This is a genomic window from Actinoplanes sp. NPDC051405, assembly GCF_055586185.1.
This window is the reverse complement of sequence record NZ_JBVJIR010000014.1, coordinates 103,511-129,663: the sequence shown is the minus strand read 5'-3', so window position 1 is coordinate 129,663 and position 26,153 is coordinate 103,511. Positions and strand designations below refer to the sequence as shown.

The window sequence follows — 26,153 nt, the reverse complement described above, 5'->3', positions numbered from 1 at the left end:
GAATCGTTACTCGGTTGATCAAGCGGAAACATTGCGAAACACCGTTTCCACCTCTTGACTGGCAACCGGGGGAACCGGAGACGGTGACGGTGATGTCACGCCCCGGCGTGATGTGAGATAGGGAGAGGTATGTTCGGTCAATCCAATAGCCCGCGCTTCAGGAGCGCGCTCGCCGGCACGCTGGGCATCGGCCTGGTGTTCGGCCTGGCCGCTTGCGGCGGCAGTGACGACTCGGACGACGATTCCAACACGGCCGCGCAGACGATCGACTGCGCGCAGTTCAGCTCGTTCGGAGACCTCAAGGGCAAGACGGTCTCGGTCTTCGCGAGCATCGTGACGCCCGAGGACAAGGCGTACAAGGACTCGTACAAGCCTTTCGAGCAGTGCACCGGTGTGACGATCAAGTACGAGGGCGACAAGTCCTTCGAGACCCAGATCCTGGTGCGCGCCAAGGCGGGCAACCCGCCGGACGTCGCGATCGTGCCGCAGCCCGGCCTGCTCCAGCAGCTCGTGGCCACCGGCAAGGCCGTCGAGGCGCCGGCCGAGGCCGCGGCGAACGTGGACAAGTTCTGGGACAAGAACTGGAAGGAGTACGCGACCGTCAACGGCAAGTTCTACGGCGCGCCTTCCGGGGCCAGCGTCAAGTCGCTGGTCTGGTACTCGCCGAGCGAGTTCAAGGACGCCGGCTACACGGTGCCGACGACGCTCGACGAGCTCAAGACGCTGACCGACAAGATGGTCGCGGACAAGAAGAAGCCGTGGTGCGCGGGCATCAGCAGCGGTGAGGCGACCGGCTGGCCGCTCACCGACTGGCACGAGGACATGATGCTGCGCCTCAGCGGCCCGGAGACCTTCGACAAGTGGGTCAAGCACGAGATCCCGTTCAACGGTCCCGAGTCCACGGCGGCGCTGGACGCGGTCGGCGCGTACCTGAAGAACCCGGCGTACGTCAACGGCGGCCTGGGCGACGTCAAGAGCATCGCCACGACCACCTTCCAGGACGCCGGTCTGCCGATCCTGGACGGCACCTGCTCGCTGCACCGCCAGGCGAGCTTCTACGCGGCGAACTTCCCCAAGGAGACCAAGGTGGCCGAGGACGGCGACGTCTTCGCGTTCTACCTGCCGGGCAAGACCGCCACGGAGAAGCCGGTCCTCGGCGGCGGTGAGTTCAACGTGGCGTTCGCGGACCGTCCGGAGGTCAAGGCCTTCCAGACGTACCTGTCGACCGACACCTGGGCGAACATCAAGGCCAAGGCCTCCCAGGGCTGGGTCAGCGCCAACAAGAAGCTCGACCCGAACAACCTGAGCAACCCGATCGACAAGCTGGCCGCGACGATCCTGCTCGACCCGAACACGCAGTTCCGCTTCGACGGCTCGGACCAGATGCCGGCCGCCGTGGGCTCCAACGCCTACTGGAAGCAGACGACGAGCTGGATCACCGGACAGGACACCAAGGTGACGGTGGACAACATCGAGAAGGCCTGGCCCAAGTGATCTGAATCTTCACCCGGGGCCGGTCGCCGAAAGGCGACCGGCCCCGCCGCTCTCCAGAGGAGGTACGGGTCGCGTGTTCGACACCGCCGACACCACCGCCGAGAAGTTCACGCAGATGTTCGCTGCGATCCTTCTCTTCGCCGCGGTCGTGGGCATCATCCTGTTCATCGCGGGGCGCTTCGGCGGCCGCCGCGGTGACAAAATCGTCGCCTATTCCTATCTCGCCCCGACGCTGATCATGCTGCTCGTCGGGCTCGTCTACCCGGGTGTCCGCACCATCTACCAGTCGTTCTTCAACGCGGCCGGCAGCGCCTTCATCGGCCTGGACAACTACAAGACGATCTTCACCGACAACGACCAGCTGACCGTGCTGCGCAACACCGTCTTCTGGGTCGTGGTCACGCCGTTCGTGGCCACCGCGATCGGCCTGCTCTACGCCATCCTGGTCGACAAGGCGAAGATGGAGTCCTTCGCCAAGGCGCTGATCTTCCTGCCCATGGCCATCTCGTTCGTGGGCGCGTCGATCATCTGGAAGTTCGTCTACGAGTTCCGCCCCGATCAGGGCAACGTCAAGCAGATCGGGCTGCTCAACCAGGTCCTGGTCTGGCTCGGCGGCAGCCCGCAGCAGTGGCTGGTGGACTCGCCGCTGAACACGTTCCTGCTGATCGTGGTCATGATCTGGATCCAGGCCGGCTTCGCGATGACCGTGCTGTCCGCGGCCATCAAGGCCATCCCGGACGACATCATCGAGGCCGCCCGCCTCGACGGCGTCGGCCCGTGGGGCATGTTCCGCTTCGTGACCCTGCCGGCCATCCGCCCGGCGGTGGTGGTCGTGCTGACCACCATCGGCATCGGCACGCTGAAGGTTTTCGACATCGTGCGCACGATGACCGGCGGCCAGTTCAACACCAGCGTCATCGCCAACGAGTTCTACAGCCAGAGCTTCCGCAGCGACAACCAGGGCCTCGGCTCGGCCCTGGCGGTGCTGCTGTTCCTGCTGGTCATCCCGATCGTCGCCTACAACATCCGGCAGATCCGCAGTTCGGAGGCGCTATGACCACCGTCACGCCGGTCACCACGACGCCACCGCTGACCCCGGACAAGCCGAACGCGGCGGCGGTCGCGAAGAAGAAGCTCACCTCGCCGTGGGCCTCGCTCGCGGCGCTCATCATCGCGGTGCTCTGGACGCTGCCGACGTTCGGATTGCTGGTGTCGTCGTTCCGCCCCGAGCGGGCGATCAAGACGACCGGGTGGTGGACCTTCTTCTCCGACCCGAAGTTCACCATGGACAACTACAAGGCCGTGCTCGACGCGGAGAGCGGCGCCGGGCTCGGCTCGTTCTTCGTGAACTCACTGGTGATCACCATCCCCTCGGTGATCATCCCGATGAGTCTCGCCTGCCTGGCCGCGTACGCGTTCGCCTGGATCAAGTTCCCCGGGCGCAACATCCTGTTCCTGGCGATCTTCGCGCTGCAGATCGTGCCCCTGCAGGTGACGCTGATCCCGCTGCTCACCCTGTACGTGGACGCGGGCCTGGCGAACACCTTCTGGACGATCTGGATCTCGCACGCCATCTTCGGCCTGCCGCTGGCGATCTACCTGCTGCACAACTTCATGCGGGAGATACCGGCCACCCTGCTGGAAGCGGCCCGGGTGGACGGCGCGGGACACGTGTCGATCTTCTTCCGGGTGCTGCTGCCGCTGCTGCGACCGGCCCTGGCCGCGTTCGGCATCTTCCAGTTCCTCTGGGTGTGGAACGACCTGCTGGTCGCCCTCACCTTCGCGGGCGGCGGCGACGCGGTCGCCCCGATCACCGTGGCGCTGGCCAACCTCAGCGGCACCCGCGGCACGGCCTGGCACCTGCTGTCGGCGGGCGCCTTCGTGTCGATCCTGGTGCCGGTGACGATCTTCCTGCTGCTCCAGCGGTACTTCGTCCGCGGCCTGCTCGCGGGCAGTGTCAAGGGCTGATCCTCGGCACCAAGGGGCCCGGGACCGCTGCGGCGGTTCCGGGCCCTTTGTCGTACCCCGCACCTAGAGTCGGGCGATGACCGTGCACAAACTGTCGCGGGCCGATGCGCGCGGCATCGCCGTGCGCGCCCAGCTGCTGGACGCGCGCTCACCGACCGATCTGTTCGACGTCGTGCGGCGCCTGACGCTGCTGCAGAACGACCCGGCCACCGCCGTCGCGCCCAGCGCCGACCTGGTGCTGTGGAGCCGGCTCGGCTCGGCGTACCGGCCCGGGCAGCTGCGCGACGCCCTCGACGAGCAGGCCCTGCTGGAGCTGCACGGCATGGTCCGCCCGCCGGAGGACATCGCGCTGTACCGGGCCGAGATGGCCGAGTGGCCCGGGCGGCCACCACTGCGCGAGTGGCAGGAGGACCTGCGCGAGTGGGTCGACGCCAACAACGGCTGCCGGCTCGACATCCTGCACCGGCTGCGTGCCGACGGCCCGCTGACCACCCGCGAGCTGCCGGACACCTGCGAGATCCCGTGGCGTTCCTCGGGCTGGACGGACAACCGCAACGTCACGAAGCTGCTCGGCTTCCTGGTCCAGCGCGGCGAGGTGGCGGCGGCCGGCCGGCGTGGCCCGGACCGCCTGTGGGATCTGGCCGAGCGCGTCTACCCGGACGACGTGGTGCCCTACGAGGAGGCGCTGCGCCGCCGCGACGCACGCCGGCTCAGCGCGCTGGGCATCGCCCGGGCGAAAGCGCCGAAAAGCCCGGGCGAGCCCGACGACGTGGGCGCCGCCGGCGAGCCGGCGATCGTCGAGGGCGTGAAGGGCCACTGGCGGGTCGACCCCCAGCACCTGGATCAGAGCTTCACCGGCCGGGTCGCGCTGCTGTCGCCGCTCGACCGCCTGGTCTACGACCGCCGGCGCCTGGCCGAGCTGTTCGAGTACCACTACCAGCTGGAGATGTTCAAACCGGCCGCCGAACGCCGCTGGGGCTACTGGGCGATGCCGATCCTGGACGGCGACCGGCTGGTGGGCAAGCTGGACGCCGCCGCGGACCGCCGGGTCGGAGTGTTCCGGGTGCACGCGATCCACCAGGACGTCCCCTTCACCCCGGCGACGACGGCCGCCGTGCAGCACGAGATCTCAGACCTGGCCGGCTGGCTCGGTCTGGACCTCGTGCTGCCGGCGTGAGCTGTCGGGGCTCAGCCGTCGATGTGCAGCGGGGTCACGTGCCAGATGTCGCGGCAGTAGTCGCGTACCGTGCGGTCCGAGGAGAAGAAGCCGCTGCGAGCCGTGTTCAGGATGGACGTGCGGGTCCAGCCCTCCCGGTCGCGCCACGCCCGGGCCACCCGGTCCTGGCAGTCCACGTAGGCGCGGTAGTCGGCCAGCGTCAGATATTCGTCGCGGTTCAGCAGGTCGTCCACGATCTCCTTGTCGTACTGGGCCACCGTGTCGAGCACCTCCCGCAGTTCCGCGTCCCGGTCGTAGTAGGCGCGCGGTTCGTAACCCCGGGCCCGGACCGCGTCCACCTCGGTGGTGTCCAGTCCGAACAGGAAGAAGTTGTCCGCGCCGACCCGGTCGCGGATCTCCACGTTGGCGCCGTCCAGGGTGCCGATGGTCAGCGCGCCGTTGAGGGCCAGCTTCATGTTGCTGGTGCCGGAGGCCTCCTTGCCGGCCAGCGAGATCTGCTCGGACAGGTCCGCGGCCGGGATGATCAGCTGGGCCCGGGAGACGTTGTAGTCCGGCAGGAAGATCATTTTCAGGTACGGCGAGACGACCGGGTCCTCGTTGACCAGGTCGGCCACCGTGTTGGCCAGGCGCATGATCCGCTTGGCCGCGTAGTAGCCCGGCGCCGCCTTGCCGCCGAACACGATCGTACGGGGCACCACGTCCTGGACCTGGTCCCGGCGGATCCGGTGGTACTGCGCGACCACGTGCAGCACCCGCAGCAACTGTCGCTTGTACTCGTGGAACCGCTTGATCATCACGTCGCAGAGCGCGTCCGGGTCGATCGCCACGCCGGTCGCCGCCAGCGCGTGCCGGGCCAGATCCTCGCGGTTGCGCCGCTTGACCTCGCGCCACTGCTCGCGGAAGCCGGGATCGTCGGCGGCCGGCTCCAGCTCGACCAGCCGGTCCAGGTCGGTCAGCCACTCCGGGCCGCCGATCCGCCCGCTGATCAGGTCGGACAGCCGCGGGTTGGCCAGCCGGACGAACCGGCGCGGCGAGATGCCGTTGGTGACATTGTGGAAGCGTCCCGGCCACAGCTCGGCGAATCCACGCAGGGTCGTGGCGGCCAGCAGGCGCGAGTGCAGCTCGGCGACGCCGTTGACCGCCGAGCTGCCCACCACGGCCAGGTGCGCCATCCGGACCCGCTGCTCGCCGCCCTCCTGGATGATCGACAGTTCCCGCAGCTTGGCGTCGTCACCCGGGTAGCGGGCGGCCACCTCCTGCAGGAACAGATGGTTGATCAGGAAGATGATCTCCATGTGCCGGGGCAGCAGCCGCTGCACCAGCGCCACCGGCCAGGTCTCCAGCGCCTCGGGCAGCAGGGTGTGACACGTGTACGCGAACACCCGCCGGGTGATCGACCAGGCCCGGTCCCACTCCAGGCCCTCCTCGTCGACCAGCATCCGCATGAGCTCGGCGATGGCCATCACCGGGTGGGTGTCGTTGAGCTGGATGACCACCTTGCCGGCGAAGTCGTCCCAGTCGTTGTTGCGCAGCCGGAACCGCCGCACGATGTCCCGCAGCGCGCAGGTGACCAGGAAGTGCTGCTGCTTGAGGCGCAGCTCGCGGCCGAGCTCGGTGCTGTCGTCCGGGTAGAGGACCTTGCTGATGTTCTCCGAGCGGACGATCTCCTCGACCGCCTCGCCGTACTGGCCGGCGCCGAAGCGGGACAGGTCGAAGGACTCCCGGGCGGCCCGGGCGCGCCACAACCGGATGATGTTGACCGTGCTCGTCCCGTACCCGGGCACCAGCATGTGGCTGGGCTCGCCCAGCACGACCTCGCCCGGCACCCAGCTCTTGCGCAGTCCCTCCAGGGGCTCGACGTGGCCGTAGAAGCCGACCGTCTGCTGGTCGTCGGAGGCGTGGAACTCCCACGGGTTGCCGTAGAAGGTCCAGTCGTCGGGCCGCTCGACCTGGCCGCCGTCGTGGAAGGCCTGCTTGAAGATGCCGAAGTCGTAGCGGATGCCGTACCCGACCGCGGGGATGTCCTGGGTCGCCATGGCGTCCAGCAGGCAGGCGGCGAGCCGGCCCAGGCCGCCGTTGCCCAGGCCGGGCTCGACGTCCAGGGCGTCCAGGTCCGAGCCCGACAGCCCCAGACCCTCCAGCGCGCGGCGGGCGCTGTCCTCGGTGCCCGAGTAGAGCAGATTCTGGTCGAGCTGCTTGCCGAGCATGTACTCGGCCGACAGGTAGTAGATGAACCGGGGATTGGCCCGGTAGTGCGCGGCCGCCGTGCGGATGTAGCGGTCGACCAGCCGGTTCCGCACGGTCAGGGCGAGCGAGTGGTAGGCGTCCTGCGCGCTGGCCGACTCCAGGGTCGTGCCGCGCTGGTAGTACAGGTTGCTGAGCAGGTCGCGCCCGAAGTCGCCGGGCGTGTCGCCGGAATGCGGCGACGTCACGTAGGTCACGGCTGGTCCCTCCCGACGGTGATCCGTCCCTCGACGGTCTCACGGGGAGTATCGACGCTCAGCGGAAACGCCCCGCTCCGGGGTGCGGAACGGGGCGTTTCGTGGCGTTACGCGGACAAGTCGTCGGAGATTTCGTCCTCGGGGTCCTCAGTGGGGTCCTCGTCCGGCTCCGGGCTGGTGGTCGGCGTGGGCTCCGCCGTGGGGGTGTCGTCGGCCGGAATGTCGTCGGCCGGGGGCGTCGGCTGCGGCGTGGGCGTCGGGGTGGGCGTCGGGGTGGGCGTCGGCTTCGGCTTGACCACCGAGCTCTTCTTCTGCGTCACCGAGACCTTCGTGGCGGTGTAGGCGGTGCCGGCCCGGGTGCCGTTGACGGTGATCCTGGCGCCCACCGCCACCGTCGTGAGCGTGGTGCGCTTCCCGTTGACGACCACGCGCAGGCTGCCCGGCACGGTGACGATCACGGTCTTCTTGCGGACGTCCTTGGTGCCGCCGGTGGCCAGCAGCGTCACGGTGCCCGCAGCGGCGTCGACGGCGGTGACCTTGCCGGACGCTTCGAACCGGATCCGGACGGGCTTCTTGGTCTTGCTGGGCTTCGGGGTCGCCTTCTGCGCGGAGACCGGCTTACCGGCCGGCTGGGCGAAGGCGGTGGCGGCCGTACCGACGGCGGGAACGACGATCCCGGCGGCCAGCAGAGCGGCAACAGCAGTACGACGCAGACGCATCGGAAGATCTCCTTGTTTCGGGGGTGAGATCAGCGTCGGCCCGCCGGGGTGCGAACGGGTGCCCGGTCCGGTTGCGGGCGGGTTGCCGTGCACGGCGGGCGTTGCCGCGGCGTTCAGCCGGCCCCGATGACGGCTCAGGCCGGGTGCGGCGCCTCGGCGGCCGGCAGCGTGACGGTGAAGGTGCTGCCCTGGCCCAGCCGGGACGCGGCGGTGACCGAGCCACCGTGCTCGGCGACGATGTTGCGCACGATGGCCAGGCCCAGCCCGGAGCCCTGCACGGCCTGGTCCATCGCGTTGGCCGCCCGGTGGAACGGGGTGAACAGGCCGGCCACGTCGCCCTCGGGGATGCCGATCCCGGTGTCGGTCACGGTCAGCACCGCCGCGCCACCCACCGCCCGCAGCCGGTAGGCGACCGCCCCGCCGGGCCCGGTGAACTTCACCGCGTTGTCCAGCAGGTTGCGCATCGCCCGCTCGAGCTGCCGGGCGTCTCCGTCGACGAAGACCTGTTCCGCCTCGCCGGTCAGGGTGAGGTCGCGGCCGCGGGCCAGGGGCTCGAACTCGGTCCGCAGCGCCGCCATCACCTCGGCCAGATCCACCCGGGCCGTGGTCGCGCCGACAGTGTTGTTGGCCCGGTCCAGCAGCAGCAGGTCGGCGACCGTCTCCTGCAGCCGGTGGGCGTTGCGCAGGATCGCGGTGACACCGCGCTGCTGCAACGGGGACAGGTCTCCGCCGTCACCGTCGGCCAGCATCTCCGTGTAGCCGAGGATGCTGGTCAGCGGGGTACGCAGCTCGTGGGTCACGGTGGCGACGAAGGCGTCCTTGCGTTCGTCGAGCACCCGCAGCTCGGTGATCAGCCGGGCCTGGCGGCGTTGCAGGCGCTGCTGGCGCACGGTGTGGTCGACCTCGCGGGCCACGGCGGCGAGCAGGCGCCGCTCGTCGGCGGTCCAGTCCGGCTGGTCGGCGCGCACGACGTGGATGAAGCCGGGCGGGCAGTCGGCGTCGCCGCCGATGGCCACGGCCACGCCGCCCGCGACGTCCGGCACGAGCCGCACGGTGCCGGCCTCTCCGGCCAGGACCTCCCGCACGGCCCAGTCCGGCATCGGCGGCGCGTTGTCGGGCCAGCGCACGTCGACCTCGTCGGTGCCGCCGACCGGGATCCGGCTGTGGACCGCGTCGGCGCCCAGCGCGCGGCCGACGAGCTCGGCGACCCGGCAGGCGGTCGCGGCGGGATCACAGGTCTCCCGCAGGGCGACCGCCACCGCCTGGCGCAATTCGGTACGGGCGACCCGGGCATCGTCCTCGGCCAGCAGCCGCTGCGTCTCGGCCGCGAGCCGGTTCAGCGTACCGATGACAGCGCGCATCTCCCCCGGTCCGGCCGGCACCGCCCGGGCCGACAGCTCCCCGGCGGCCAGCCGCTGCAGCGTCATCCGGATGTGCTCCAGCGGGGCCAGCAGCAGCCGGCGCGCGACTCCGGCGAGGGCCAGGGTGACGCCCAGGAAGCCGATGGCGAGCAGCGCGAACAGCATCTGGGCCAGCCGCGCGGCGCGCCGGTCGGCCGCGTTGACCCGGCGCATGTCGGCCTGCAGCGCCTCCCCCACGGCCGCATTGGCGGTACGGATGTCGTCGAACAGCTCCTTGCCCCGGCCGGTCTGCGAGTAGCCGGGATCGGCCACCCCGGCGTTGACGACCGGATACGCGAACGCGTACAGCCAGCGCGACGCGGCGGCCCGCTCGGCGGTGAGCAGCCGCAGCACGGTCGGGTCGGTGGTCCGGGCGGCGACCTCGTCGAAGGAGGTGAACGCGCCGATGCGCCCCTGGTCGTACGGCTGCAGAAAGCTCTTGTCGCCGGTGAGCTGGAAGCCCCGTACGCCGGTCTCGGCGTCCGTCATGTGTTGCAGCACCGCGGTGTTGGCGTCGCGGGCGGCCTCGACCCGGGCCACCCGCCGTTCGTGCCGGCTCTGCAGGTTGTCGCTGACCACGAACTGGGTCACCACGACGCCGATGAACAGCACCAGGACCGCGATGACTCCCGCGTCGACGCGGGCCCGTACCGAGGCCACCTCAGCCCCCCGCGGGGGTACGGGAGACCGGCAGGGTGAAGGAGATCGCGGTGCCGCCGCCGGGTGCGGCGTCGGCCCAGATCCGGCCGCCGTGGCGGGTGACGATCCGCTCGCAGGTGGAGAGCCCGACACCGTGCCCGGCCGGGCCGCCCGCCTCGGCGCGCGCGAACATCTCGAAGACCCGGCGGCGCTGGTCGGCGGGGATACCGATGCCGTTGTCGCGGACCGTGACGACGTACTCGTCCTCCTGCCGCCGGGCGCACACCTCGACCTGGCAGTCCCGGGCCGGGTCGCGGTACTTGACCGCGTTGCCGATGAGGTTCTGCAACAGCTGGCGCACCAGGGTGGGGTCACCGGGCAGGGTGATCCGCGGGGGCGTGACCCGGACGGTGGCACCGCTGCGGCGGATGTTCTCCCGTAGATCCGTCAGGGCCTGGTCGACCAGCTCACCGAGCTCGGCGTCCTCGCGCCGGCAGGGGCCGCTGCCGGCCCGGGCGTACCTCAGCAGCGACTCGATGAGCGCCTGCATCCGGCCGACCGCCCGCACGGTGGCCCCGATCCACTTCTGGCCCTGGGCGTCGATCTCCGTGGCGTAGTGGTCGCCGAGCAGTTCCAGATAGCCGTTGACGACCGCCAGCGGCGCCGCGAGGTCGTGGCTCACCACCGCGGCGAACTGCTCGAGTTCGGTGTTGGAGCGCAGCAGCTCGGCGTGGGCGTCCCGCAGGGCCTGCTGCCGGGCCCGGTCGGCGGTGACGTCGGCCATCGCCACGACCGCCCCGAGCGGGATGCCGTCGGCGGCGGTGAGGGCGCGGCCGCCCACGACGACGTGCCGCGCCGGCCGGTCGTCGGGGCGGATGACGAGCTCGGCGTCGCTGACCGCGCCGCCGGGCAGGACCTGCAGCAGGGGGATCTCCTCGCTGGGCAGTGGAGTGACGCCGTCGGCGCGGAACAGCCGGTAGTGCTCGGCGAAGTCGGCGGGCTCGACCGAGGGGTCGGCGTCGAGGCCGTGCCAGTCACGCGCGGCCCGGTTGAAGACGGTGAGGTGCCCGGAGCGGTCGGCGGCGACCACCGCCACGTCGATGGTGTCCAGCACGGTGTCGGTGAACCGCTGGCGGGCCTCGGCCTCGGCGGCCAGCTCGGCCATGACGCGAGCCTGCCGGCGCCGCTCGAACAGCGCGAGGATCACCCCGGCCAGGTCCTCCAGGCGCTCGATCTGCTCGCCGGTCAGCTCCCGGGGCACCGAGTCGAAGACACACAGGGTGCCCAGCGCGTGTCCCTGCGGCGTGACCAGCGGCGCCGAGGCGTAGAAGCGCACGTCGGCCAGCACCCCGGTGACCCACGGGTTGTCGCGGTAGGTGGGGTCGGTGCGGGCGTCCCGGATGTGCACGAACTGCCCGGCCTGGAACCGCAGGGCGCACATCGAGTCGGACCGGGCGGAGTCACCGCCGGTGAAACCCGCGGTGGTGAGCTGACACTGGCGGTGCTCGTCGATCAGGTTCAGGGTCGCGGTGGGCACCCCGGCGACCATCGCGGCGACCCGGACGACCGCCTCCAGCTCGTCGTCGGCGGGCGCGTCGAGCACGCGATACTCGTGCAACGCGGCCAGGCGCTGCTGCTCGTCTCGACTCAACGCCCGTTCCTCTCCGCACGGCGGCATCAGCCCTCGTGACCTAGTTCGGCAGGTATTGCCGCGACTTGAACCGGTGGTGCACGCACGCTGAGTGCACAGACCTGAGAGCTTCCTGAAAGTTGTTACCGATCCGTAACTTGGGCCTCCCGCGTACGTGTGGTGACGATCACAGGCCGGTCGGTCGACCGATGTGTCCATTAGCGACGCATCTCACGGAGGCGCACCACGGTTGCCGTGACCCACAGTGATCAATCTCGGGGCAGTCCTGTTACTGACCGGTAGCCAGGGCACTTGTCCTCATCCGCGGCTGGAGGCAACATTTCCCGCACGTTAAGACGGCCGCATCGACGGGCCTGCATACCAACGGTTGACCTGGAGTCGCCCGCGATGCGAGCCGCATGGCGGTGCGGTCGCAGCCGTTGTAGTTCCCACAAGGAGGATCCGTGAAGGATGCGCAAGGCGATCCGGCCTACGGTCGCACCAACTGGCGCCGTTTCGCCGTAGCGGTGGCGGTCCCCACCGCGGCCGCCGGTGCCTTGGTCTTCGGCCTGGCCAACGGGGCGTTCGCCGCCTCGTTCGCCATCTCCGGCCAGCCGTTCAAGATCTCGGCCGACAAGCTCGACGGCGTCGGCTTCGCGCAGTACGGCGAGCAGCTCGACACCGCGACGAAGGGCGACCGCGATGTCCCGGTCGCCATGTCCGGCATCGCCTCGGCGAAGCTCTACAACCTGTGCCAGTCGGTACGGGCCCCGGGCTCGCCGATCAGCCTGACGATCCGGGCCGGCCGCGACGCCAACGCCCCGGCGAAGGCGACCAACCTGCTGATCGGCATGACGGAGCTCAACGGCAACGCGGAGTTCACCGACATCAACATCGGCCAGGACGCGTCCACCCTCGGTCAGGGCGGCCCGAAGGCGAGCGGCCCGCTGGGCTCGTTCGGCCAGGAGGCCTCCCGCGTCGTGATCACCGACCTGAAGCAGACCGCGGTCTCCACCACGGCCGGCACGTTCACGCTGACCGGGCTCAACCTGAAGATCAACTTCCCGGGTAAGGACGGCAACCCACCGGAGTGCTTCTGAGGTAGTACCCGAGGCCCGCGGAGATCACCGGCCGCGGGCCTCCACCATGCCGGGGGGCCCAGCACGATTTTCTGGAGGAGTACGTGGCAACAACCAACGCGTCGGACGGCGGTTTCCGCCGCTGGCGGCGAAGCAGGCCTTTCTGGGGCGGCCTGCTGCTCCTGATCGCCGGGCTGGAGCTGTTCCTCAGCGCCAACCTGACCCTCGGCGATCTCGAGGTCCACATGGGCCCGGAGGGTTTCCTGTCCTACCTGCTCCCGCTGCTGCTCGTGCTGGCCGGTGTGCTGAGCTGGGTCACCCCGGGACAGCGCCTGTTCTACGGCGTGCTCGGCCTGCTCACCGCGGTCTATTCGCTGGTCGGGCTGAACCTCGGTGGCTTCGGGCTCGGCATGCTGCTCGGCATCGTCGGCGGCGCGCTCGTGCTCGCCTGGGCGCCCACCCGGTCCAAGCCGCAGGCACCCGCCCCGGCCGCGGCCGACGAGGACCCGGCGGCGCCCGACACCGACGAGGACCCGGCGCCGCAGCAGGACCGGCATGCGCACGACCCCGCGGCCACCATGATCGTGCCGGGGTTCATCGGCGGCCCGGACGACCACCGGAGCGCGCCCGCTCCCCTGCGCCCGGCGGAGCCCACCCAGCAGTTCCCCGCCGAGCCTGGCCACCCCGGCGACGAGCCCCCGCAGGCCGAACCGCCCCGGCCGTCCAACGGCGTGCACCGAAAGACCTTCGTCATCACCCTGGTCCCGCTGGCGATGACCGCCGCCCTGCTGGTCGCGGGCAGCAACACCCCGGCCCGTGCCGAGCCCGAATGCCCCGAGGGCCTGCCGTCGCGCCCGGCCGCCGCGGCCAAGAAGGAAGCGGCCCGCCAGTCGTCGGCCAAGCCCTCGCCGAGCCGTACGGCCGCGAAGAAGACGCCGACGGCCAAGACCTCCGCCTCGGCCGGCCCGTCGGCCTCGGGTGATGCCGAGGCCGGCGAGGAGGGTGACGGCGACGGGACCGGCAACCCGATCGTCGACGGCTGGAACGGGCTCGTGGACGGCGTCGGGGACCTGCTCGGTATCGGCGACAACGAGCAGGCCGAACCCGAGCCGGAGCCGAGCACGACCACCGAACCGCCGGCCACCCCGGATCCGACCGGCACCGCGACCCCGTCGGGCGAGCCGTCCTCGCCCGTCCCGGGCCCGTCCGGCAAGCCCGACGGGTCCGGGACCCCGAGCACCTCGCCCAGCTCGGCGTCGCCGACGCCGAGCTCCAGCGACATCCCGTGCCTGGGGCCGCGCGTCTTCAAGGTGGCCGGCCCGGACGACGTCCCGATGGTGTCCACCAAGGGCAGCACCCTGGAGACCGCCTCGCTGACCATGTACAACTCCACCTACGACGGGGTGGTGCAGCTGGACACGGCCAAGGGCAAGCTGGCCGCGCTGAAGTTCAGCATGTCCAAGGCGGTGAACGAGCCGTTCAAGCTGACCATCCCGGAGGTCGGCGGCCGCACCACGCTGATCGAGAGCAACAAGCTCACCACCGACGGCAACGTGCGCTTCTACACCCCGTCGTTCAAGGGCAAGCTGTTCGGCGTCATCCCGGTGACGTTCACCCCGGAGTCGCCACCGCCGCTGACGCTGCCGGTCCTGTGGTTCACCGACGTGCAGATCAACCTGGCCTTCGTGCGGTGCGACACCCTGACGGGCGAGCCCCTCAAGGTGAGCGAGAAGTCGTAACCGGCAGGATGGCCCCGTGAACCTCGACAGCGGGGCCGGGCTGCTGCACCGGCTGACCTCCTACGAGCCGGGACGCGAGTGGGACCTGCCCGCCGACGATCCCCGCGTACGCCATGATCTCGTGCCCAACGACCCGGCGACGCTGCCGCCGCCGGTCAAGGCCTTTCCGGGCACCTCGCCCCGCATCGCCCTGCCGCGTGAGCTCGACGATCCGGGAGTGAGTGCGACAGCCGTGCTGGCCGGCGTACCGGTTCCGGCCCTGCCGCTGGATGCCGCCCAGCTGGGCCGGGTGCTCTTCCTCGGCGCCGGCGTCGTCCGCACGGCCGAACGGGCCGGGCGCCGGATCCTGTTCCGCGCCGCCGGCTCGGCCGGCGCCCGCTTCCCGCTGGAGCTCTATGCGAGCACGCGCGGCGTCGCGGGCATCCCGGACGGCGTGCACTGGTACGACCCGCAGCAGCACGCCCTCGTCACGGTCGGCCCGGCCGCCACCGGCACCGCCACCACACTGATCATCACGGGCGTCCCGTGGCGCACCGGCTGGCGCTACGCCGAACGCGGGTGGCGCCACCTCTACTGGGACGCCGGCACCGTGCTCGCCCAGCTGTCCGCCGCCGCCGACAGCGCCGGTCTGGCGCCCCGGCTGCGCTCGCTGTTCCCGGACACCACGGTCAGCGCCCTGGTCGGCGCGGACGGCGTCCATGAGTATCCGCTGGCCCTGGTCACCTTCGGCGACGGCGAGCCGGCCATCGGGCCGGGCGGACCGGCGGTGCCGGGCGAGCTGCCCCGGGTCGAGCTGCCGTTGTGCACGGCGGCCCAGCGCGCCGGGGACCGCGACGAGCTCGGCGAGCCCTGGCCGCGCGGGGCCGAGCTGCCCGAGCCGTCACCGTCGGAGTCGCTCGACGAGGTGATCCGCCGGCGCGGCTCCCAGCGCCGGATGGACCGCTCCGGCACTCTGCCCCGGACGGCGCTGGAATGGCCGATGGCGGCGGCGCTGCGCGGGGTACGGGTGCCGCACTGGGTGGCCGTGCACGGCGTCGACGACGTAGCGCCGGGCCTCTACCGCTGGCCGGACCTGAGCGAGCCACTGCCCGCCGGGGACCTGCGCGACGAACTGGTGCGCATCGCCCTGGACCAGGGGCTGGCCGGCGACGCGGCGTACGTGGCGATCGCCGCCACCGCCCTGTCCGGTCTGGATGATCGGGGCTACCGGGAGGCGCAGCTGGAGGCCGGGCTGGTCGAGGGGCGGTTGCACCTGGCGGCGTACGCGCTCGGAGCCGGCGCCAGCGGCATGACCTTCCTCGACTCGGAGGTCCCGGCCCTGCTCGGCGAGACCACCGACCTGGCCACCCTTATCTTCACCTGTGTCGGTGTCCCGCAGTACGCCTCGCGGGCCGGCGGCGCACCCGGTGCACCGGTGGCGGTCCGCATGGTCATGCCCCGCCTGGGCCGCCCCTGAGGGCTCAGGAGGCCTTGCGGGCGCGGCGCTCGCGCCAGCCCTGGACCGCCTTGTCGGCGTCGATCGGCGGCAGCAGCACCGGTGGACCGTCGAGCAGGCCGGCCCGCGCCTTGCGCAGCTGCTCGTTGAGCCCCGCGACGTAGGCCCGGACGTCGGCCTCCGAGGTGCGCCGGTCGATGTTGTCGCGCAGATCCTGGGCCTCGCGGCGCAGCGCCAGCGTGGGCGGCAGCGCCCCGGCGGTCGCACCCTCGCGGCGCAGCCAGTCCTTGACCCACCAGTCCTCGTCGTACTCCCGGCCGTGGTCGCTGAGCGGCTTGCCGGCGCCCGGGAGGTTGTCGAACTGGCCCTGCTCCTGGGCCTCGCGGATCTTGCGGTCGATGTGCGACTCGTACCAGCTCGCCATGAGCCTCAGTCTAGGTCGGCGGCGCTGAGACCGGCGAGCAGGCGGCGCAGGCCCCACACGTACTGCCCGGTGCTGACGTAGCCGGCCATGACGTCGGCGGCGGCCGCGGTGCGGGGGAACGCCTCGGCCGGGACCCCGGCGAAGGCGGCCCGGCGGGCGGCGATCCGTTCCTGCTCCGGGGCCAGCGGGCCGGGCTGCGGCACGTCGGCCACCTCCAGGGCGATCGCGCCGAGGACGTAGGTGATGATCGCGTACGAGGCGCGGGCGGCGGCGGCCGGGTCGAGGCCACCGTCGGCGAGGGCGTCGAGCAGCCGTTCGCCCAACGTCAGCGCGTGCGGGCCGTCCATCGGGCCGCTGAGCAGCAGCGGCACGGCGCCGGGGTGGGCGAGCAGCCGGGCCCGCAGGTCGAGGGCGAGCGCCTCGATCCGGTCGGGCCAGGGCCGGCGCTGATCGGTGAGCACACTGTGGTCGACCTCCCCGAGCAGCCGTTCCACCAGCGCGGCGACGACCGCGCTCTTGTCCGGGAAGTACGTGTAGACGGCGTTCGGGGCCACGCCGACGGCTGCCGCGATGCGCCGGATCGAGGCCGCCTCGGTGCCACCGATGTCGAGCAGGGCCAGGGCCGCCTCCAGGATCGTGTCCTCGGTGAGCGCCCGTCGCGGGCCCGGTCTGCGCCGGCCGGTATCCGTCACCACACCCCCTTGACTTGTCTCTGCACACCGTACAGCATTAGGCCGTCCGCTAATACTGCACACCGTACAGGGATGAGTTTCCATGGATCTCCGCCGCGTGACCGGGCTGCTGCTGGTGGGCGCCCCGCTCGCCTTCGCCGCCGCCACCACCGCACTGTCGTCGACCTTCGACTGGCCCGACATCCTGCGGGAGCCCGCCGCCGTCGTGCTCGCCGCCGCCGACTCGGGCGGGACGGCCCTGGTCTGGACATGGTTCGCCACGGCCTGGACGTACGCGCTGCTCGGCGTACCCCTGTTGCTGCTCCCCGCGGCGCTGGGCCGCCGCGACGACCCGGTGCTGCGGGCCGCGACCACCGTGGGCGCCGCGTCCGTGCTGCTGTCGCTGGTGGGCTTCCTGCGCTGGGTCTTCGTCGTGCCGCCGCTGGCGCACACCTGGGCCGCCGGCGATCCGGTCGTGCGGGCCGCGACCGAGGCGGCCTGGACCGCGCAGCACCAGTTCGGCGGCGCGCTGCTGGGTGAGCATCTCGGGCAGGTGCTGGTGATCGCCTGGTCGGTCACGGTCAGCGTGGTGCTGCTGCGTAGCCGGTTGCTGCCGGCCTGGACCGGGTGGGCCGGGCTCGGCGCCTCGGTGCTGTACCTGCTGAACCAGGGTGACGTGCTGGCCACCGCGGTGCCCGGCTTCCCGGTGTGGGACGCGGCCGGCCTCGTCGGCAGCACCGCGTGGGGCCTGTGGGTGGCGGCCCTGGGCGTGACACTTTGGTTCGCGCCGAAGCATGAGCGCCGCACAATGGCGGCATGACCGCTCCCGCGCTGGCCCGCTTCGCCGCCCTGCTGGCCGACGACACCCGCGCCGCGTTCTGCCTGGCGCTGCTGGACGGGCGGGCGTGGACCGCCGGCGAGCTCGCCACCCATGCCGGGGTGGCCCCGGCCACCGCGACCGGGCATCTGCACAAACTGGTCGCGGCGGGCCTGCTCAGCGAGCAACGACAGGGCCGCCACCGGTACGTGCGCCTGGCCGGCCCGCAGGTGGCCCACCTCATCGAGGACCTCGCCGCCCACCTGCCACCGGCACCCGCACCGGCCCGGACCCTGCGCGCGGCCACCGCCTCGGCCGCCCTGTCCCGGGGCCGCACCTGCTACGACCACCTGGCCGGCGCCCTCGGGGTGGCGGTCACCGACGCTCTGGAACGGACCGGCCTGCTCACGCGCGCCGCCGGGTTCGCCCTCACCCCGGCCGGGCTGCGGTGGCTGGACGGGCTGCCGGCGGTCCGGGCCTCGCGGCGCCCGCTGGTCCGGGGATGCCTGGACTGGACCGAGCGGCGCGAGCACGTCGCCGGGACCGCCGGGGCAGCGGTCTGCGCGTACCTGCTGGGACAAGGCTGGATCGCCCGGGTCGGCACCGGGCGCGCGGTGCGGGTGACACCGGCCGGTAGGCCCGCGCTCACCGAGCTGTTCGGCACCGACGCCGCGTGGAGTGCGTGAACCCGGCGTAGCGTGAGGGGTCGTGCCCGTGACCCGCTCGGAGGAAGCCATGCCGTACTCCCCCACCCGTTCCCTCGCCGACACGGTTGTCGCCGTCACCGGTGCGAGCGCCGGCATCGGCGCCGCCACGGCCCACGCACTGGTCGGCGCCGGCGCCCGGGTCGCGGTGAGTGCCCGCCGGGAGGAACGGCTGGAGCAGCTCGTCGAGGAGCTGGGCAAGGACAACGTGGTGCCGGTCGTCGGCGACGTCCGTGACCCGGCGCACAACGACGCGCTGGTGGCGGCCGCGGTCGAGCGCTGGGGCCGGCTGGACACGATGGTGGCCAACGCCGGGATCGGCGCGTACGGCGGCATCCTCGACCTGGGCGACGACCAGCTCACCGAGATGGTGGAGACCAACTACCTGGGCACGGTGTGGAGCGTACGGTCGGCCGTGCGCCGATTCCGGGAGCAGGGCGACGGCGGTGACGTGGTGATCGTCAGCTCGGTGGCGGGCTTCCGCGGCGGCGCCGACGAGGCCGTCTACGCGGGCACCAAACACGCCCAGGTGGGCCTGGCCGGTTCGCTGGACCGGGAGCTGCGCGCGGAGGGCACCCGGGTGACGCTGATCTGCCCGGCCGGCACCGCCACGGAGTTCGCCATCGGCGCGGGCCGCACGGAGGGCTCCCCGGAGCTGGACGAGTACCTGCGCCCGCAGGACGTGGCCCACGCCGTCCGGGTCGTGCTGGAGCAGCCCCGCTCGGTGCGTACGACGGTCTGGCAGATGTGGTCCATGCAGCAGCAGAGCTGACCCGCCGGGGCCCTCACATGATGAGGACGACCTTCGCGCGGGCGTGCTCCTCCTCGACGTACCGGATGGCCTCGGCCGTCTCGCTCAGCGGGTGGGAGCGGTCGATGACCGGGGTGAGCGTGCCGGCCTCGGCGAGATCCCGCAGGGTGGCGAGGTTCGCTCCGCTGGGCACCGCGTCCAGTGTGGTCACCCGGTGGCGGACGAAGCGGGCCAGCAGCCGGCCCTTGACCACGAGGCCGATCGGCCCGACCAGGCTGCCGCCCTCGGACACGCCGCCGCCGGACAGCACGAGCGTGCCGGTGGGCGTGAGGGCGCGGCGCAGGTCGGCCAGGGAACGGTTGCCGACCAGGTCGAACACGACGTCGTAGCGCTGTCCGGCCCGGGTGAAGTCCTCCCGGGTGTAGTCGACGACGTGGTCCGCGCCGAGCGACCGGACCAGGTCGGCGTTGCGGGTGCTGCAGACGGCGGTCACGTCCGCGCCGAAGGCCTTGGCGAGCTGCACAGCGAAGGTGCCGACGCCGCCGGAGGCGCCGTTGATGAGCACCCGCTGGCCCGGCTGCACGCGGGCCACGTCGCGCAGGCCCATCAGGGCGGTGTTGCCGGCCAGGGGGATCGCCGCGGCCTGCTCGAAGCTGAGGTTGGCCGGCTTCCGTTCCACCAGGTCGTCCGGGACGCTCACGTACTCGGCGAACGCCGCCTCGACCTCGCCGTACACCTCGTCGCCGGCGCGGAACCGGGTCACCTCGCCGCCCACGGCCTCCACCACTCCCGCGAAGTCCGTGCCGCGGATCCGCACCTTGGGGCCGCGCAGGCCGAACGCCGCCCGGGCGAGGTACGGATCGCCGCGCATCAAGTGCCAGTCGCGAGCGTTGACGGCGGCGGCGCGGACCCGGACCAGCACCTCGTTCCCGGTCGGCACCGGCTTGTCGACCTCCTGGAACCGCAGCACGTCGGGTGGGCCGTACCGGTCGTGGACGATCGCCTTCATCGGGCCTCCTCAGTTCAGGTGTACGGCGTACACCACATGGCGGACGGTAGGGTGTACGCCGTACACTTGTCAAGCCCCGGAGGTCGCCACCCATGGAGAAACGCACGCCCTTGAGCCGGGAACGGGTGCTGCGGGCGGCCGTCGCGCTCGCCGACGAGGCCGGCATCGAGGCGCTCAGCATGCGCAGACTCGCCCACGCGCTGGGCGTCGTACCGATGGCGCTCTACAAGCACGTGGCCAACAAGGACGAACTGCTCGACGGCGTGGTCGACGTCGTCGTCGGCGAGATCGATCCGCCGGTCGCCGACACGGACTGGAAAGCCGCGGTCCGGCAGCGGATCCTCTCGGCCCGCAGCGCCCTGCAACGACACTCCTGGGCGGCGCAGGTGATCGAGACCCGCAGCACACCGACCCCGGCCGTGCTCGCCTACCTGGACTCGATGATCGGTCTGTTCCGGTCGGGCGGGCTCTCCCTGGACCTGACCCACCACGTCATGCACGCGATGGGCAGCCGGATCATCGGCTTCAGCCAGGAGCTGTTCACCGCCGCGCCCGCTGCCGAGCCGCCCCCGGCGGCCATGGCGGCACAGCTGGCGAGCGCGTTCCCGTACGTGGCCGAGCTCGCCACGGCAGCCGCCCACTCCGAGGACTCGGTCGTCGGCGGGGGCTGCGACGACCAGTTCGAGTTCGAATTCGCCCTGGACCTGCTGCTGGAGGGCATCGAGCGACTGCATAGACGTGGTTGGATGTCGGCACAGTAAAGTCACCTTGTAATAAAAGCCCTCCCCCCAATCCCCAGGAGGCCTCGTGAGGCGTTCCATCAGCGCGGCGCTCGCCGTCGTGGCGACAGCGGGCACCGTGCTCGCCGCCGGTCTGCCCGCCGCGGCCGGCCGGCCCGTGCGCGGCAGTGTCGTGACCGGCACCTACTCGGCCGGCGGGGCCCACGCCTGGCAGGCGTTGCCCAGTGTCCGCACCGGACCCGACCGCGGCGGGGCCACCGACGCGACCGTCGTGATCGACCCCAGCCGGGCGCGGCAGCACTACACCGGGGTCGGCTTCTCCCTGGACGAGACGAGCGTCTCCAACCTGTGGAAGCTGACCCCGGCCGAACGCGAGCGGGCCGTACGCCTGCTGGTCGATCCCCGGACCGGCGCGGGCCTGGACCGGTTCCGGCTCACCATCGGCAGCCCGGACCTCATCGAGCACCTGCCCTTCTGGTCCTACGACGAGCTGCCCGCCGGGGTCAGCGAGGACTTCGACCTCAAGTACTTCTCGATCAAGCGCGACGTCGACGCGCACATCATCGACACCGTCAAGCTGATCCAGCGCTACAACCCGAAGGCTACCTTCTTCGCCTCCGCGTGGAGCGCACCGGCGTGGATGAAGACCAACAACCGCTTCACCGGCGAGGTCGCACTCAAGCCGGGCAGCACCACCGAGTACTACCAGGTCGGCAAGCTGCGCGATGACGCGATCGACGTCTTCGCGCGCTACTACGTGAAGTACCTGCAGGCGTACGCGCGGCACGGCATCCGCATCGACGCGCTGACGCTGCTCAACGAGCCCGGCATCGACGTGGTCTACCCGGCGATGGACATCAGCATCGCCCAGCAGCAGCGGCTCGCCCTGGCCATCAAGCGCGAGCTGGCCGCGCACCGGCTGCGCACCGAGCTGTACGTGCACGACTTCAACTTCTGGGACTGGAAGGACCCGAACAGCACGGAGACCAAGAACTACCACCGCGTTTTCGACGACCCCCGGGTACGGGCGGCCAGTGACGCCATCGCGTTCCACCCGTACTGGGGTGATCCGGCGGTGATGCGGGACGCGTACGAGCAGACCGGCAAGCCGGTGCACATGACCGAGACCAGCGACCTGTCCCCCGCCACTGTGCTGAGCTACCTGCGACTGGACGCCTCGTCGTACGTGTTGTGGGCGCAGACGACCGATCAGGACGGCGGGACGTTGCACTGGACGCCGTCGCGTGACAACAACATCGACTGGGACGAGGTCGGCCGCACCACCAAGTGGCCGAACCGGCTGGTCAAGGTGGACACCACGGCCCGTACGTTCACCGTGCGCGACGAGCTCTACGCGCTCGGCCAGTTCGCCCGCTACCTCGGCCCGCAGCACGTCCGGGTCGAGTCCGGCGCCACCGCCGGCGGCGTCAGCAATGTGGTCTTCCGCGACCGTGGTGACGGCTTCGTGGCGGTCCTGGGCAACAGCACGGCAGCCGACCGCACCGTACGTGTCGTGCTCGGCGGCGAGTCGTTCACCGCCACCGTGCCGGCGAACTCGTACGCGACGTACCGCTGGACGGGCCACGTCCCGTCCTCGCACCGCAACCACGCGCCGGTGCTGCGCGAGCTCCCCGCCGTGGTCGCCGACCAGTACGGCACCACGCGGATCCAGCTCTCGGCCAGTGACCGGGACCGCGACCGGCTCGGCTACTACGCGACCGACCTGCCCGACGGCGTCACCGTGGACGCGAGCACCGGGCTGGTGACCCTGCAACCGACGGTGGCCGGCGAGCAGGACCTGACGTTCTCCGTCACCGACGGCGCGGCCTCCGACAAGGTCACCGTGCACGTGACCGTACGCCCGCACGGCGCTCCGGTCGGCGCCCGGGTCGAGGCGGAGTCCTACACCTCGCAGCACGGCTGGGTCGAAGGCGGTGCGTCGTTCGTCGAGAACAACCCGGCGGCCAGCGGCGGGAAGAACATCGGCTGGACGGCACCCGGCAACTGGCTCACCTACCGGGTGGACGTGGCGCAGGCCGGCCGCTACGACCTGGAGCTGCGGGTGGCCAACGGCACCGGTGCGGTGGCGCCCGACGCGGTGTCCCTGCGTGACGCGGCCGGGACGGTGCTGGCCAAGGTGTCGGTGCCGGACACGGGCGGCTGGGCGGCGTACCAGTCGGTGCACGTGCCGGTCGACCTGGCCGCGGGCGACCAGCTGGTGACGCTGTACTGCGAGACCGGCGGCTTCAACCTGGACTACCTGCGCCTCACGGCGTGACCGCCTGATCCCGGCCCCTCCTCCAGGGCCGACGCGCACGGTCCGGGCTACCTGGCCTGGACCTGGAACCCGTGGGGTTGCACCGGCGGCGCCGTGCTCATCAAGGACTGGGCCGGCACCCCGGAGCCCGGGGTCGGTGAGGGCTTCAAGGCTTACCTGCTGACGCAGACCCCGTACCTCTGACGCCACCGACCGCGAGCGTCATCCGGCCTGCCGGTGGCGCTCGCGGTAGGTGCGGGTCTTGTGGCGGTTGCCGCAGACCTCCATGGAACACCAGCGCCCGCGGCCGCTGCGCGAGGTGTCGTAGAACGCCCAGTGGCAGTCCGGCGCCACGCACAGCTTGACCCGTTGCCACTCGCCGCGGGCGGCGCTCTGCGCCACCGTCTCGAGGATGACGTCCAGCCACGGCCGGCCGGACCCGGCGGCGATCCGCAGTCCGCCCGACGCATCCGCAGCGAGATGCAACTGATAGCCGGCCAGGGCCGTAACACTGTCGGCCGCACCGAGGAGCACCTGCCGCAGGGCCGTGCGCAGCGCGACGGTGGCGGCCAGGTCGGCCGGCTGCGGCTCGGCCCCCGCGCCCGGCAGCTCGTGAGCTGCCAGCCACTCGGACAGCGCCTCCGGAGAGGTCAGGTGCTCGCCGGCGACGTGACTCTCCCCGTGCCGGCTGAAAGTCCGCTCGTCGACCGTGTTCAGGAACTCCTCGATCAGCTGCAACGTGGCCACGACACCACCTTAACCGATTACCGGTGTTGACGGACATGCGACACCGGTATTAGCGTTCAACGGTGTCGAGACGATGTGAGGAGAAAACCATGAACGTCCCCGACGCCGAACTCGAAGACCTGCGTGACCGGCTGCGCCGGACCCGATGGGCCACCCCGTGGCCGGTCGGCGCCTGGGAAGCCGGCACCGACGGCCAGGAGCTGCGCCGGCTGGTCGACTACTGGGCCTCGGGCTATGACTGGCGCAAGCACGAGGCGGCCATCAACGCGCTGCCGTCCCGGTACGCCGACATCGACGGCACCCCGGTCCACTACCTGCGCTACGACGCCGAGCGCGAAGGGGCCCTGCCGCTCGTGCTGACCAACGGCTGGCCCAGCTCCTTCCTGGAACTGACCGGCCTGGCCGAGCGACTGTCCACGCCCTCCCGGTACGGCGGCAGCCCCGACGACGCGTTCACGGTCATCGTCCCGTCCCTGCCCGGCTTCGGGCTGTCACCGCAACGCCCGGCCTTCCCCGACGACGTGCTGCCGACGCATGAGATCTGGCACCGGCTGATGCACGACGAGCTGGGCTTCCATAGCTACGGCGCGCACGGCGAGGATCTCGGCGCGGGCGTCACCGTCCGGCTCGGGCAGACCCATCCCGAGGCGGTGGCCGGCATCCACGTGCTCACCATCGGCGACCCGCCCACCTACGACCCGGCCGGCCTGACCGACGAGGAACGCGCCTACCTGGACGCGAAGGCCGCCTGGCACGTCACCGAGGGCGGCTACTCCCACCAGCAGCGCACCCGCCCGCTGACCCTCGCGCAGGGCCTGTCCGACTCGCCGTCGGGCCTGCTCGCCTGGATCCTGGAGAAGTACCGGGCGTGGAGCGACTGCGGCGGCGACGTGTCCCACCGGTTCAGCGACGACTTCCTGCTCACCCAGGCCTCGCTGTACTGGTTCACCAACTCGATCTCCACCTCGTTCCGGCCGTACTACGCCGGTGACCGCGGGCTGCTGCCGGACCGCGGGCCCGTTGAGGTCCCGACCGCGGTGGCGCTGTTCCCCGCCGAGATCGGCGCCCGGCCACCCCGCAGCTGGGTCGAGCGCGCCTACCACCTCACCCGGTACACGGTCATGCCCCGCGGCGGCCACTTCGCCCCGCACGAGGAGCCCGGGCTGCTGGCCGACGACCTGACCGCCTTCTTCCGCCCGCTCACCGGAGGGTCACGATGAACTCTGCACCCGAGACCACCAGACAGGAGGTCATCGACGACCTCGAGGCCCGGCTGCGGGCGTACCGGCGGGTGCCGCTGCCCGGGGGCTGGGGATGGCAGCGCGGCGCCGACCCGGACTACCTGGCCGACCTCGTGGACTACTGGGCGCACTCGTACGACTGGCGCCTCCACGAGGAGAGGATCCGGCAGCTGCCCTGGACGCTGACGCCCGCCACCCGGGCGATCCACCAGCGCTCCGAACGCGCCGACGCCACCGCTGTGCTTCTGCTGCACGGCTGGCCCGACTCGGTCCTGCGCTTCGAGCGCCTCCTACCCCTGCTCACCGACTTCCACGTGGTCACGCCCGCCCTGCCCGGCTACCCGTTCGCCACGCCGGTCGCCGGGCACGGCATGTCGGCCGGCGACATGGCCGGCCCGGTCGCCGAGACGATGGCCGCGCTGGGTTACGACCGGTACGTGGTCTCGGCCGGTGACGTCGGCTGCGACGTGGCCGAGGCGCTGGCCGCCCGTTTTCCCGAGCGGGTCGCGGCGCTGCACCTCACCGACGTCTCGCAGCACCACTTCCTGGCCGAGCTGCCCACCGACCTGTCGAAGACCGAGCGGGACCACGTCGAGCGCGGCCGCGACTGGCAGGCCCGCGAGGGTGGCTACATGCACGAGCAGTCCACCAAGCCGCACACGCTGGCCGCCGCGCTGGGCGATTCCCCGGCGGGGCTCGCGGCGTGGCTGGTGGAGAAGCTGCGCACCTGGACCGACTGCGACGGCGACGTGGAGTCCGTCTTCACCCGTGACGAGCTGCTGACCTGGGTCACGGCGTACTGGGTGAGCGGGGCCATCGGGACGTCCTTCACGCCGTACGTGGCGGCCGGACCCAAGCCGGCCCGCATCACGCCGCCGGCGGTGTTCACTGTCTTCCCGCGGGATCTGGTGAACGCGCCCCGTGAGTTCGCCGAGCGGTTCTTCGACGTCCGCGGATGGCGCGAGGAGGCCCACGGCGGTCATTTCGCCGCCTGGGAGCACCCGGACCGTTACGCGGCCGGCATCCACGACGCCGCCCGGCTCGCCGCCACCTGACAGGATCCACACAGTT

The 26,153-nt window shown here is 71.6% G+C and carries 22 protein-coding genes; 14 read left to right on the top strand and 8 right to left on the bottom strand.

Annotated features, from left to right (window positions below; all coding sequences use genetic code 11):
• Positions 1-129: 129 nt before the first annotated feature.
• The 4 genes from ACZ6S4_RS28315 to ACZ6S4_RS28300 all read left to right on the top strand — a co-directional run bounded on the left by ACZ6S4_RS28315 (position 130) and on the right by ACZ6S4_RS28300 (position 4,639).
• On the top strand, positions 130-1,494 hold the full coding sequence (locus ACZ6S4_RS28315; RefSeq protein ID WP_465477801.1) for an ABC transporter substrate-binding protein: 1,365 nt from the start codon (positions 130-132) through the stop codon (positions 1,492-1,494).
• Positions 1,495-1,609: 115 nt separating this feature from the next.
• On the top strand, positions 1,610-2,551 hold the full coding sequence (locus ACZ6S4_RS28310; RefSeq protein ID WP_465477963.1) for a carbohydrate ABC transporter permease: 942 nt from the start codon (positions 1,610-1,612) through the stop codon (positions 2,549-2,551).
• Positions 2,548-3,462: a carbohydrate ABC transporter permease gene (locus ACZ6S4_RS28305; protein WP_465477800.1), complete on the top strand. Its 915-nt coding sequence runs from the start codon at positions 2,548-2,550 to the stop codon at positions 3,460-3,462. Before ACZ6S4_RS28310 ends, ACZ6S4_RS28305 begins: the two co-directional genes overlap by 4 nt.
• Positions 3,463-3,538: 76 nt before the next feature.
• The gene (locus ACZ6S4_RS28300) at positions 3,539-4,639 is read left to right on the top strand and encodes a DNA glycosylase AlkZ-like family protein (protein ID WP_465477799.1); all 1,101 of its coding nucleotides are present in this window, start codon (positions 3,539-3,541) and stop codon (positions 4,637-4,639) included.
• Between the two features lie 11 nt (positions 4,640-4,650).
• Here the strand turns inward: ACZ6S4_RS28300 and ACZ6S4_RS28295 are convergent, their stop codons facing one another.
• The 4 genes from ACZ6S4_RS28295 to ACZ6S4_RS28280 all read right to left on the bottom strand — a co-directional run bounded on the left by ACZ6S4_RS28295 (position 4,651) and on the right by ACZ6S4_RS28280 (position 11,489).
• Positions 4,651-7,080 carry a glycogen/starch/alpha-glucan phosphorylase gene (locus tag ACZ6S4_RS28295; RefSeq protein WP_465477798.1) on the bottom strand — a complete coding sequence of 810 codons (2,430 nt, stop codon included), beginning with the start codon at positions 7,078-7,080 and terminating at the stop codon, positions 4,651-4,653.
• 107 nt (positions 7,081-7,187) lie between these two features.
• Positions 7,188-7,799 carry a hypothetical protein gene (locus ACZ6S4_RS28290; RefSeq protein WP_465477797.1) on the bottom strand — a complete coding sequence of 204 codons (612 nt, stop codon included), beginning with the start codon at positions 7,797-7,799 and terminating at the stop codon, positions 7,188-7,190.
• A gap of 134 nt (positions 7,800-7,933) precedes the next feature.
• A complete protein-coding gene (locus ACZ6S4_RS28285) occupies positions 7,934-9,859 on the bottom strand; it encodes an ATP-binding protein (RefSeq protein WP_465477796.1) in 1,926 nt (641 codons plus the stop codon).
• Between the two features lies 1 nt (position 9,860).
• Positions 9,861-11,489, bottom strand: coding sequence for a sensor histidine kinase (locus ACZ6S4_RS28280; protein ID WP_465477795.1), 1,629 nt, complete (start codon positions 11,487-11,489; stop codon positions 9,861-9,863).
• A gap of 443 nt (positions 11,490-11,932) precedes the next feature.
• Between ACZ6S4_RS28280 and ACZ6S4_RS28275 the strand changes: the two genes are divergently transcribed.
• The 3 genes from ACZ6S4_RS28275 (at position 11,933) to ACZ6S4_RS28265 (ending at position 15,742) form a co-directional block, all read left to right on the top strand.
• Entirely contained in the window at positions 11,933-12,568 is a 636-nt protein-coding gene (locus tag ACZ6S4_RS28275; RefSeq protein WP_465477794.1) for a DUF6230 family protein, read from the top strand.
• An 83-nt stretch (positions 12,569-12,651) separates the two neighbouring features.
• Positions 12,652-14,286, top strand: a complete 1,635-nt coding sequence (locus tag ACZ6S4_RS28270; protein ID WP_465477793.1) for a DUF6114 domain-containing protein — start codon at positions 12,652-12,654, stop codon at positions 14,284-14,286.
• A 16-nt stretch (positions 14,287-14,302) separates the two neighbouring features.
• Positions 14,303-15,742, top strand: a complete 1,440-nt coding sequence (locus ACZ6S4_RS28265) for a SagB/ThcOx family dehydrogenase (protein ID WP_465477792.1) — start codon at positions 14,303-14,305, stop codon at positions 15,740-15,742.
• A gap of 4 nt (positions 15,743-15,746) precedes the next feature.
• Here ACZ6S4_RS28265 and ACZ6S4_RS28260 read toward each other — a convergent pair whose 3' ends face one another.
• Together ACZ6S4_RS28260 and ACZ6S4_RS28255 are read right to left on the bottom strand one after the other, a co-directional pair.
• Positions 15,747-16,145, bottom strand: coding sequence for a DnaJ family domain-containing protein (locus ACZ6S4_RS28260; RefSeq protein WP_465477791.1), 399 nt, complete (start codon positions 16,143-16,145; stop codon positions 15,747-15,749).
• 5 nt (positions 16,146-16,150) lie between these two features.
• The gene (locus ACZ6S4_RS28255) at positions 16,151-16,837 is read right to left on the bottom strand and encodes a TetR/AcrR family transcriptional regulator (RefSeq protein WP_465477790.1); all 687 of its coding nucleotides are present in this window, start codon (positions 16,835-16,837) and stop codon (positions 16,151-16,153) included.
• An 82-nt stretch (positions 16,838-16,919) separates the two neighbouring features.
• Here ACZ6S4_RS28255 and ACZ6S4_RS28250 point away from each other — a divergent pair, with 82 nt between their 5' ends.
• Genes ACZ6S4_RS28250 through ACZ6S4_RS28240 form a run of 3 tightly spaced genes read left to right on the top strand, consistent with a single transcriptional unit; the run spans position 16,920 to position 19,109 of the window.
• Entirely contained in the window at positions 16,920-17,636 is a 717-nt protein-coding gene (locus ACZ6S4_RS28250; protein WP_465477789.1) for a DUF4386 domain-containing protein, read from the top strand.
• Entirely contained in the window at positions 17,633-18,319 is a 687-nt protein-coding gene (locus ACZ6S4_RS28245) for an ArsR/SmtB family transcription factor (protein WP_465477788.1), read from the top strand. The genes ACZ6S4_RS28250 and ACZ6S4_RS28245 overlap by 4 nt, the downstream gene beginning before the upstream one ends.
• Positions 18,320-18,341: 22 nt before the next feature.
• Positions 18,342-19,109 (top strand): SDR family oxidoreductase, encoded by a 768-nt coding sequence (locus tag ACZ6S4_RS28240; RefSeq protein WP_465477787.1) that lies wholly within the window; start codon positions 18,342-18,344, stop codon positions 19,107-19,109.
• A 13-nt stretch (positions 19,110-19,122) separates the two neighbouring features.
• On the opposite strand, the gene ACZ6S4_RS28235 is transcribed toward ACZ6S4_RS28240, so the two are convergent.
• Positions 19,123-20,097, bottom strand: a complete 975-nt coding sequence (locus ACZ6S4_RS28235; protein ID WP_465477786.1) for an NAD(P)-dependent alcohol dehydrogenase — start codon at positions 20,095-20,097, stop codon at positions 19,123-19,125.
• 92 nt (positions 20,098-20,189) lie between these two features.
• Between ACZ6S4_RS28235 and ACZ6S4_RS28230 the strand changes: the two genes are divergently transcribed.
• Positions 20,190-20,858 carry a TetR/AcrR family transcriptional regulator gene (locus ACZ6S4_RS28230; protein ID WP_465477785.1) on the top strand — a complete coding sequence of 223 codons (669 nt, stop codon included), beginning with the start codon at positions 20,190-20,192 and terminating at the stop codon, positions 20,856-20,858.
• A 46-nt stretch (positions 20,859-20,904) separates the two neighbouring features.
• Positions 20,905-23,115: a carbohydrate-binding protein gene (locus tag ACZ6S4_RS28225; RefSeq protein WP_465477784.1), complete on the top strand. Its 2,211-nt coding sequence runs from the start codon at positions 20,905-20,907 to the stop codon at positions 23,113-23,115.
• Between the two features lie 201 nt (positions 23,116-23,316).
• Here the strand turns inward: ACZ6S4_RS28225 and ACZ6S4_RS28220 are convergent, their stop codons facing one another.
• Positions 23,317-23,841 carry a CGNR zinc finger domain-containing protein gene (locus ACZ6S4_RS28220; protein ID WP_465477783.1) on the bottom strand — a complete coding sequence of 175 codons (525 nt, stop codon included), beginning with the start codon at positions 23,839-23,841 and terminating at the stop codon, positions 23,317-23,319.
• Positions 23,842-23,930: 89 nt separating this feature from the next.
• On the opposite strand from ACZ6S4_RS28220, the gene ACZ6S4_RS28215 reads away from it, so the two are divergent.
• Positions 23,931-25,061: an epoxide hydrolase family protein gene (locus tag ACZ6S4_RS28215; protein ID WP_465477782.1), complete on the top strand. Its 1,131-nt coding sequence runs from the start codon at positions 23,931-23,933 to the stop codon at positions 25,059-25,061.
• The gene (locus tag ACZ6S4_RS28210) at positions 25,058-26,137 is read left to right on the top strand and encodes an epoxide hydrolase family protein (protein WP_465477781.1); all 1,080 of its coding nucleotides are present in this window, start codon (positions 25,058-25,060) and stop codon (positions 26,135-26,137) included. The genes ACZ6S4_RS28215 and ACZ6S4_RS28210 overlap by 4 nt, the downstream gene beginning before the upstream one ends.
• Positions 26,138-26,153 lie beyond the last annotated feature (16 nt).

Excerpts from the sequence above, each read along its gene's own strand:
- ACZ6S4_RS28230 (WP_465477785.1), top strand. The coding sequence starts at position 20,190 with ATGGAGAAACGCACGCCCTTGAGCCGGGAACGGGTGCTGCGGGCGGCC.
- ACZ6S4_RS28235 (WP_465477786.1), bottom strand. The coding sequence starts at position 20,097 with ATGAAGGCGATCGTCCACGACCGGTACGGCCCACCCGACGTGCTGCGG.
- ACZ6S4_RS28290 (WP_465477797.1), bottom strand. The coding sequence starts at position 7,799 with ATGCGTCTGCGTCGTACTGCTGTTGCCGCTCTGCTGGCCGCCGGGATC.
- ACZ6S4_RS28215 (WP_465477782.1), top strand. The coding sequence starts at position 23,931 with ATGAACGTCCCCGACGCCGAACTCGAAGACCTGCGTGACCGGCTGCGC.
- ACZ6S4_RS28305 (WP_465477800.1), top strand. The coding sequence starts at position 2,548 with ATGACCACCGTCACGCCGGTCACCACGACGCCACCGCTGACCCCGGAC.
- ACZ6S4_RS28250 (WP_465477789.1), top strand. The coding sequence starts at position 16,920 with ATGGATCTCCGCCGCGTGACCGGGCTGCTGCTGGTGGGCGCCCCGCTC.
- ACZ6S4_RS28245 (WP_465477788.1), top strand. The coding sequence starts at position 17,633 with ATGACCGCTCCCGCGCTGGCCCGCTTCGCCGCCCTGCTGGCCGACGAC.
- ACZ6S4_RS28300 (WP_465477799.1), top strand. The coding sequence starts at position 3,539 with ATGACCGTGCACAAACTGTCGCGGGCCGATGCGCGCGGCATCGCCGTG.
- ACZ6S4_RS28210 (WP_465477781.1), top strand. The coding sequence starts at position 25,058 with ATGAACTCTGCACCCGAGACCACCAGACAGGAGGTCATCGACGACCTC.
- ACZ6S4_RS28260 (WP_465477791.1), bottom strand. The coding sequence starts at position 16,145 with ATGGCGAGCTGGTACGAGTCGCACATCGACCGCAAGATCCGCGAGGCC.
- ACZ6S4_RS28310 (WP_465477963.1), top strand. The coding sequence starts at position 1,610 with ATGTTCGCTGCGATCCTTCTCTTCGCCGCGGTCGTGGGCATCATCCTG.
- ACZ6S4_RS28315 (WP_465477801.1), top strand. The coding sequence starts at position 130 with ATGTTCGGTCAATCCAATAGCCCGCGCTTCAGGAGCGCGCTCGCCGGC.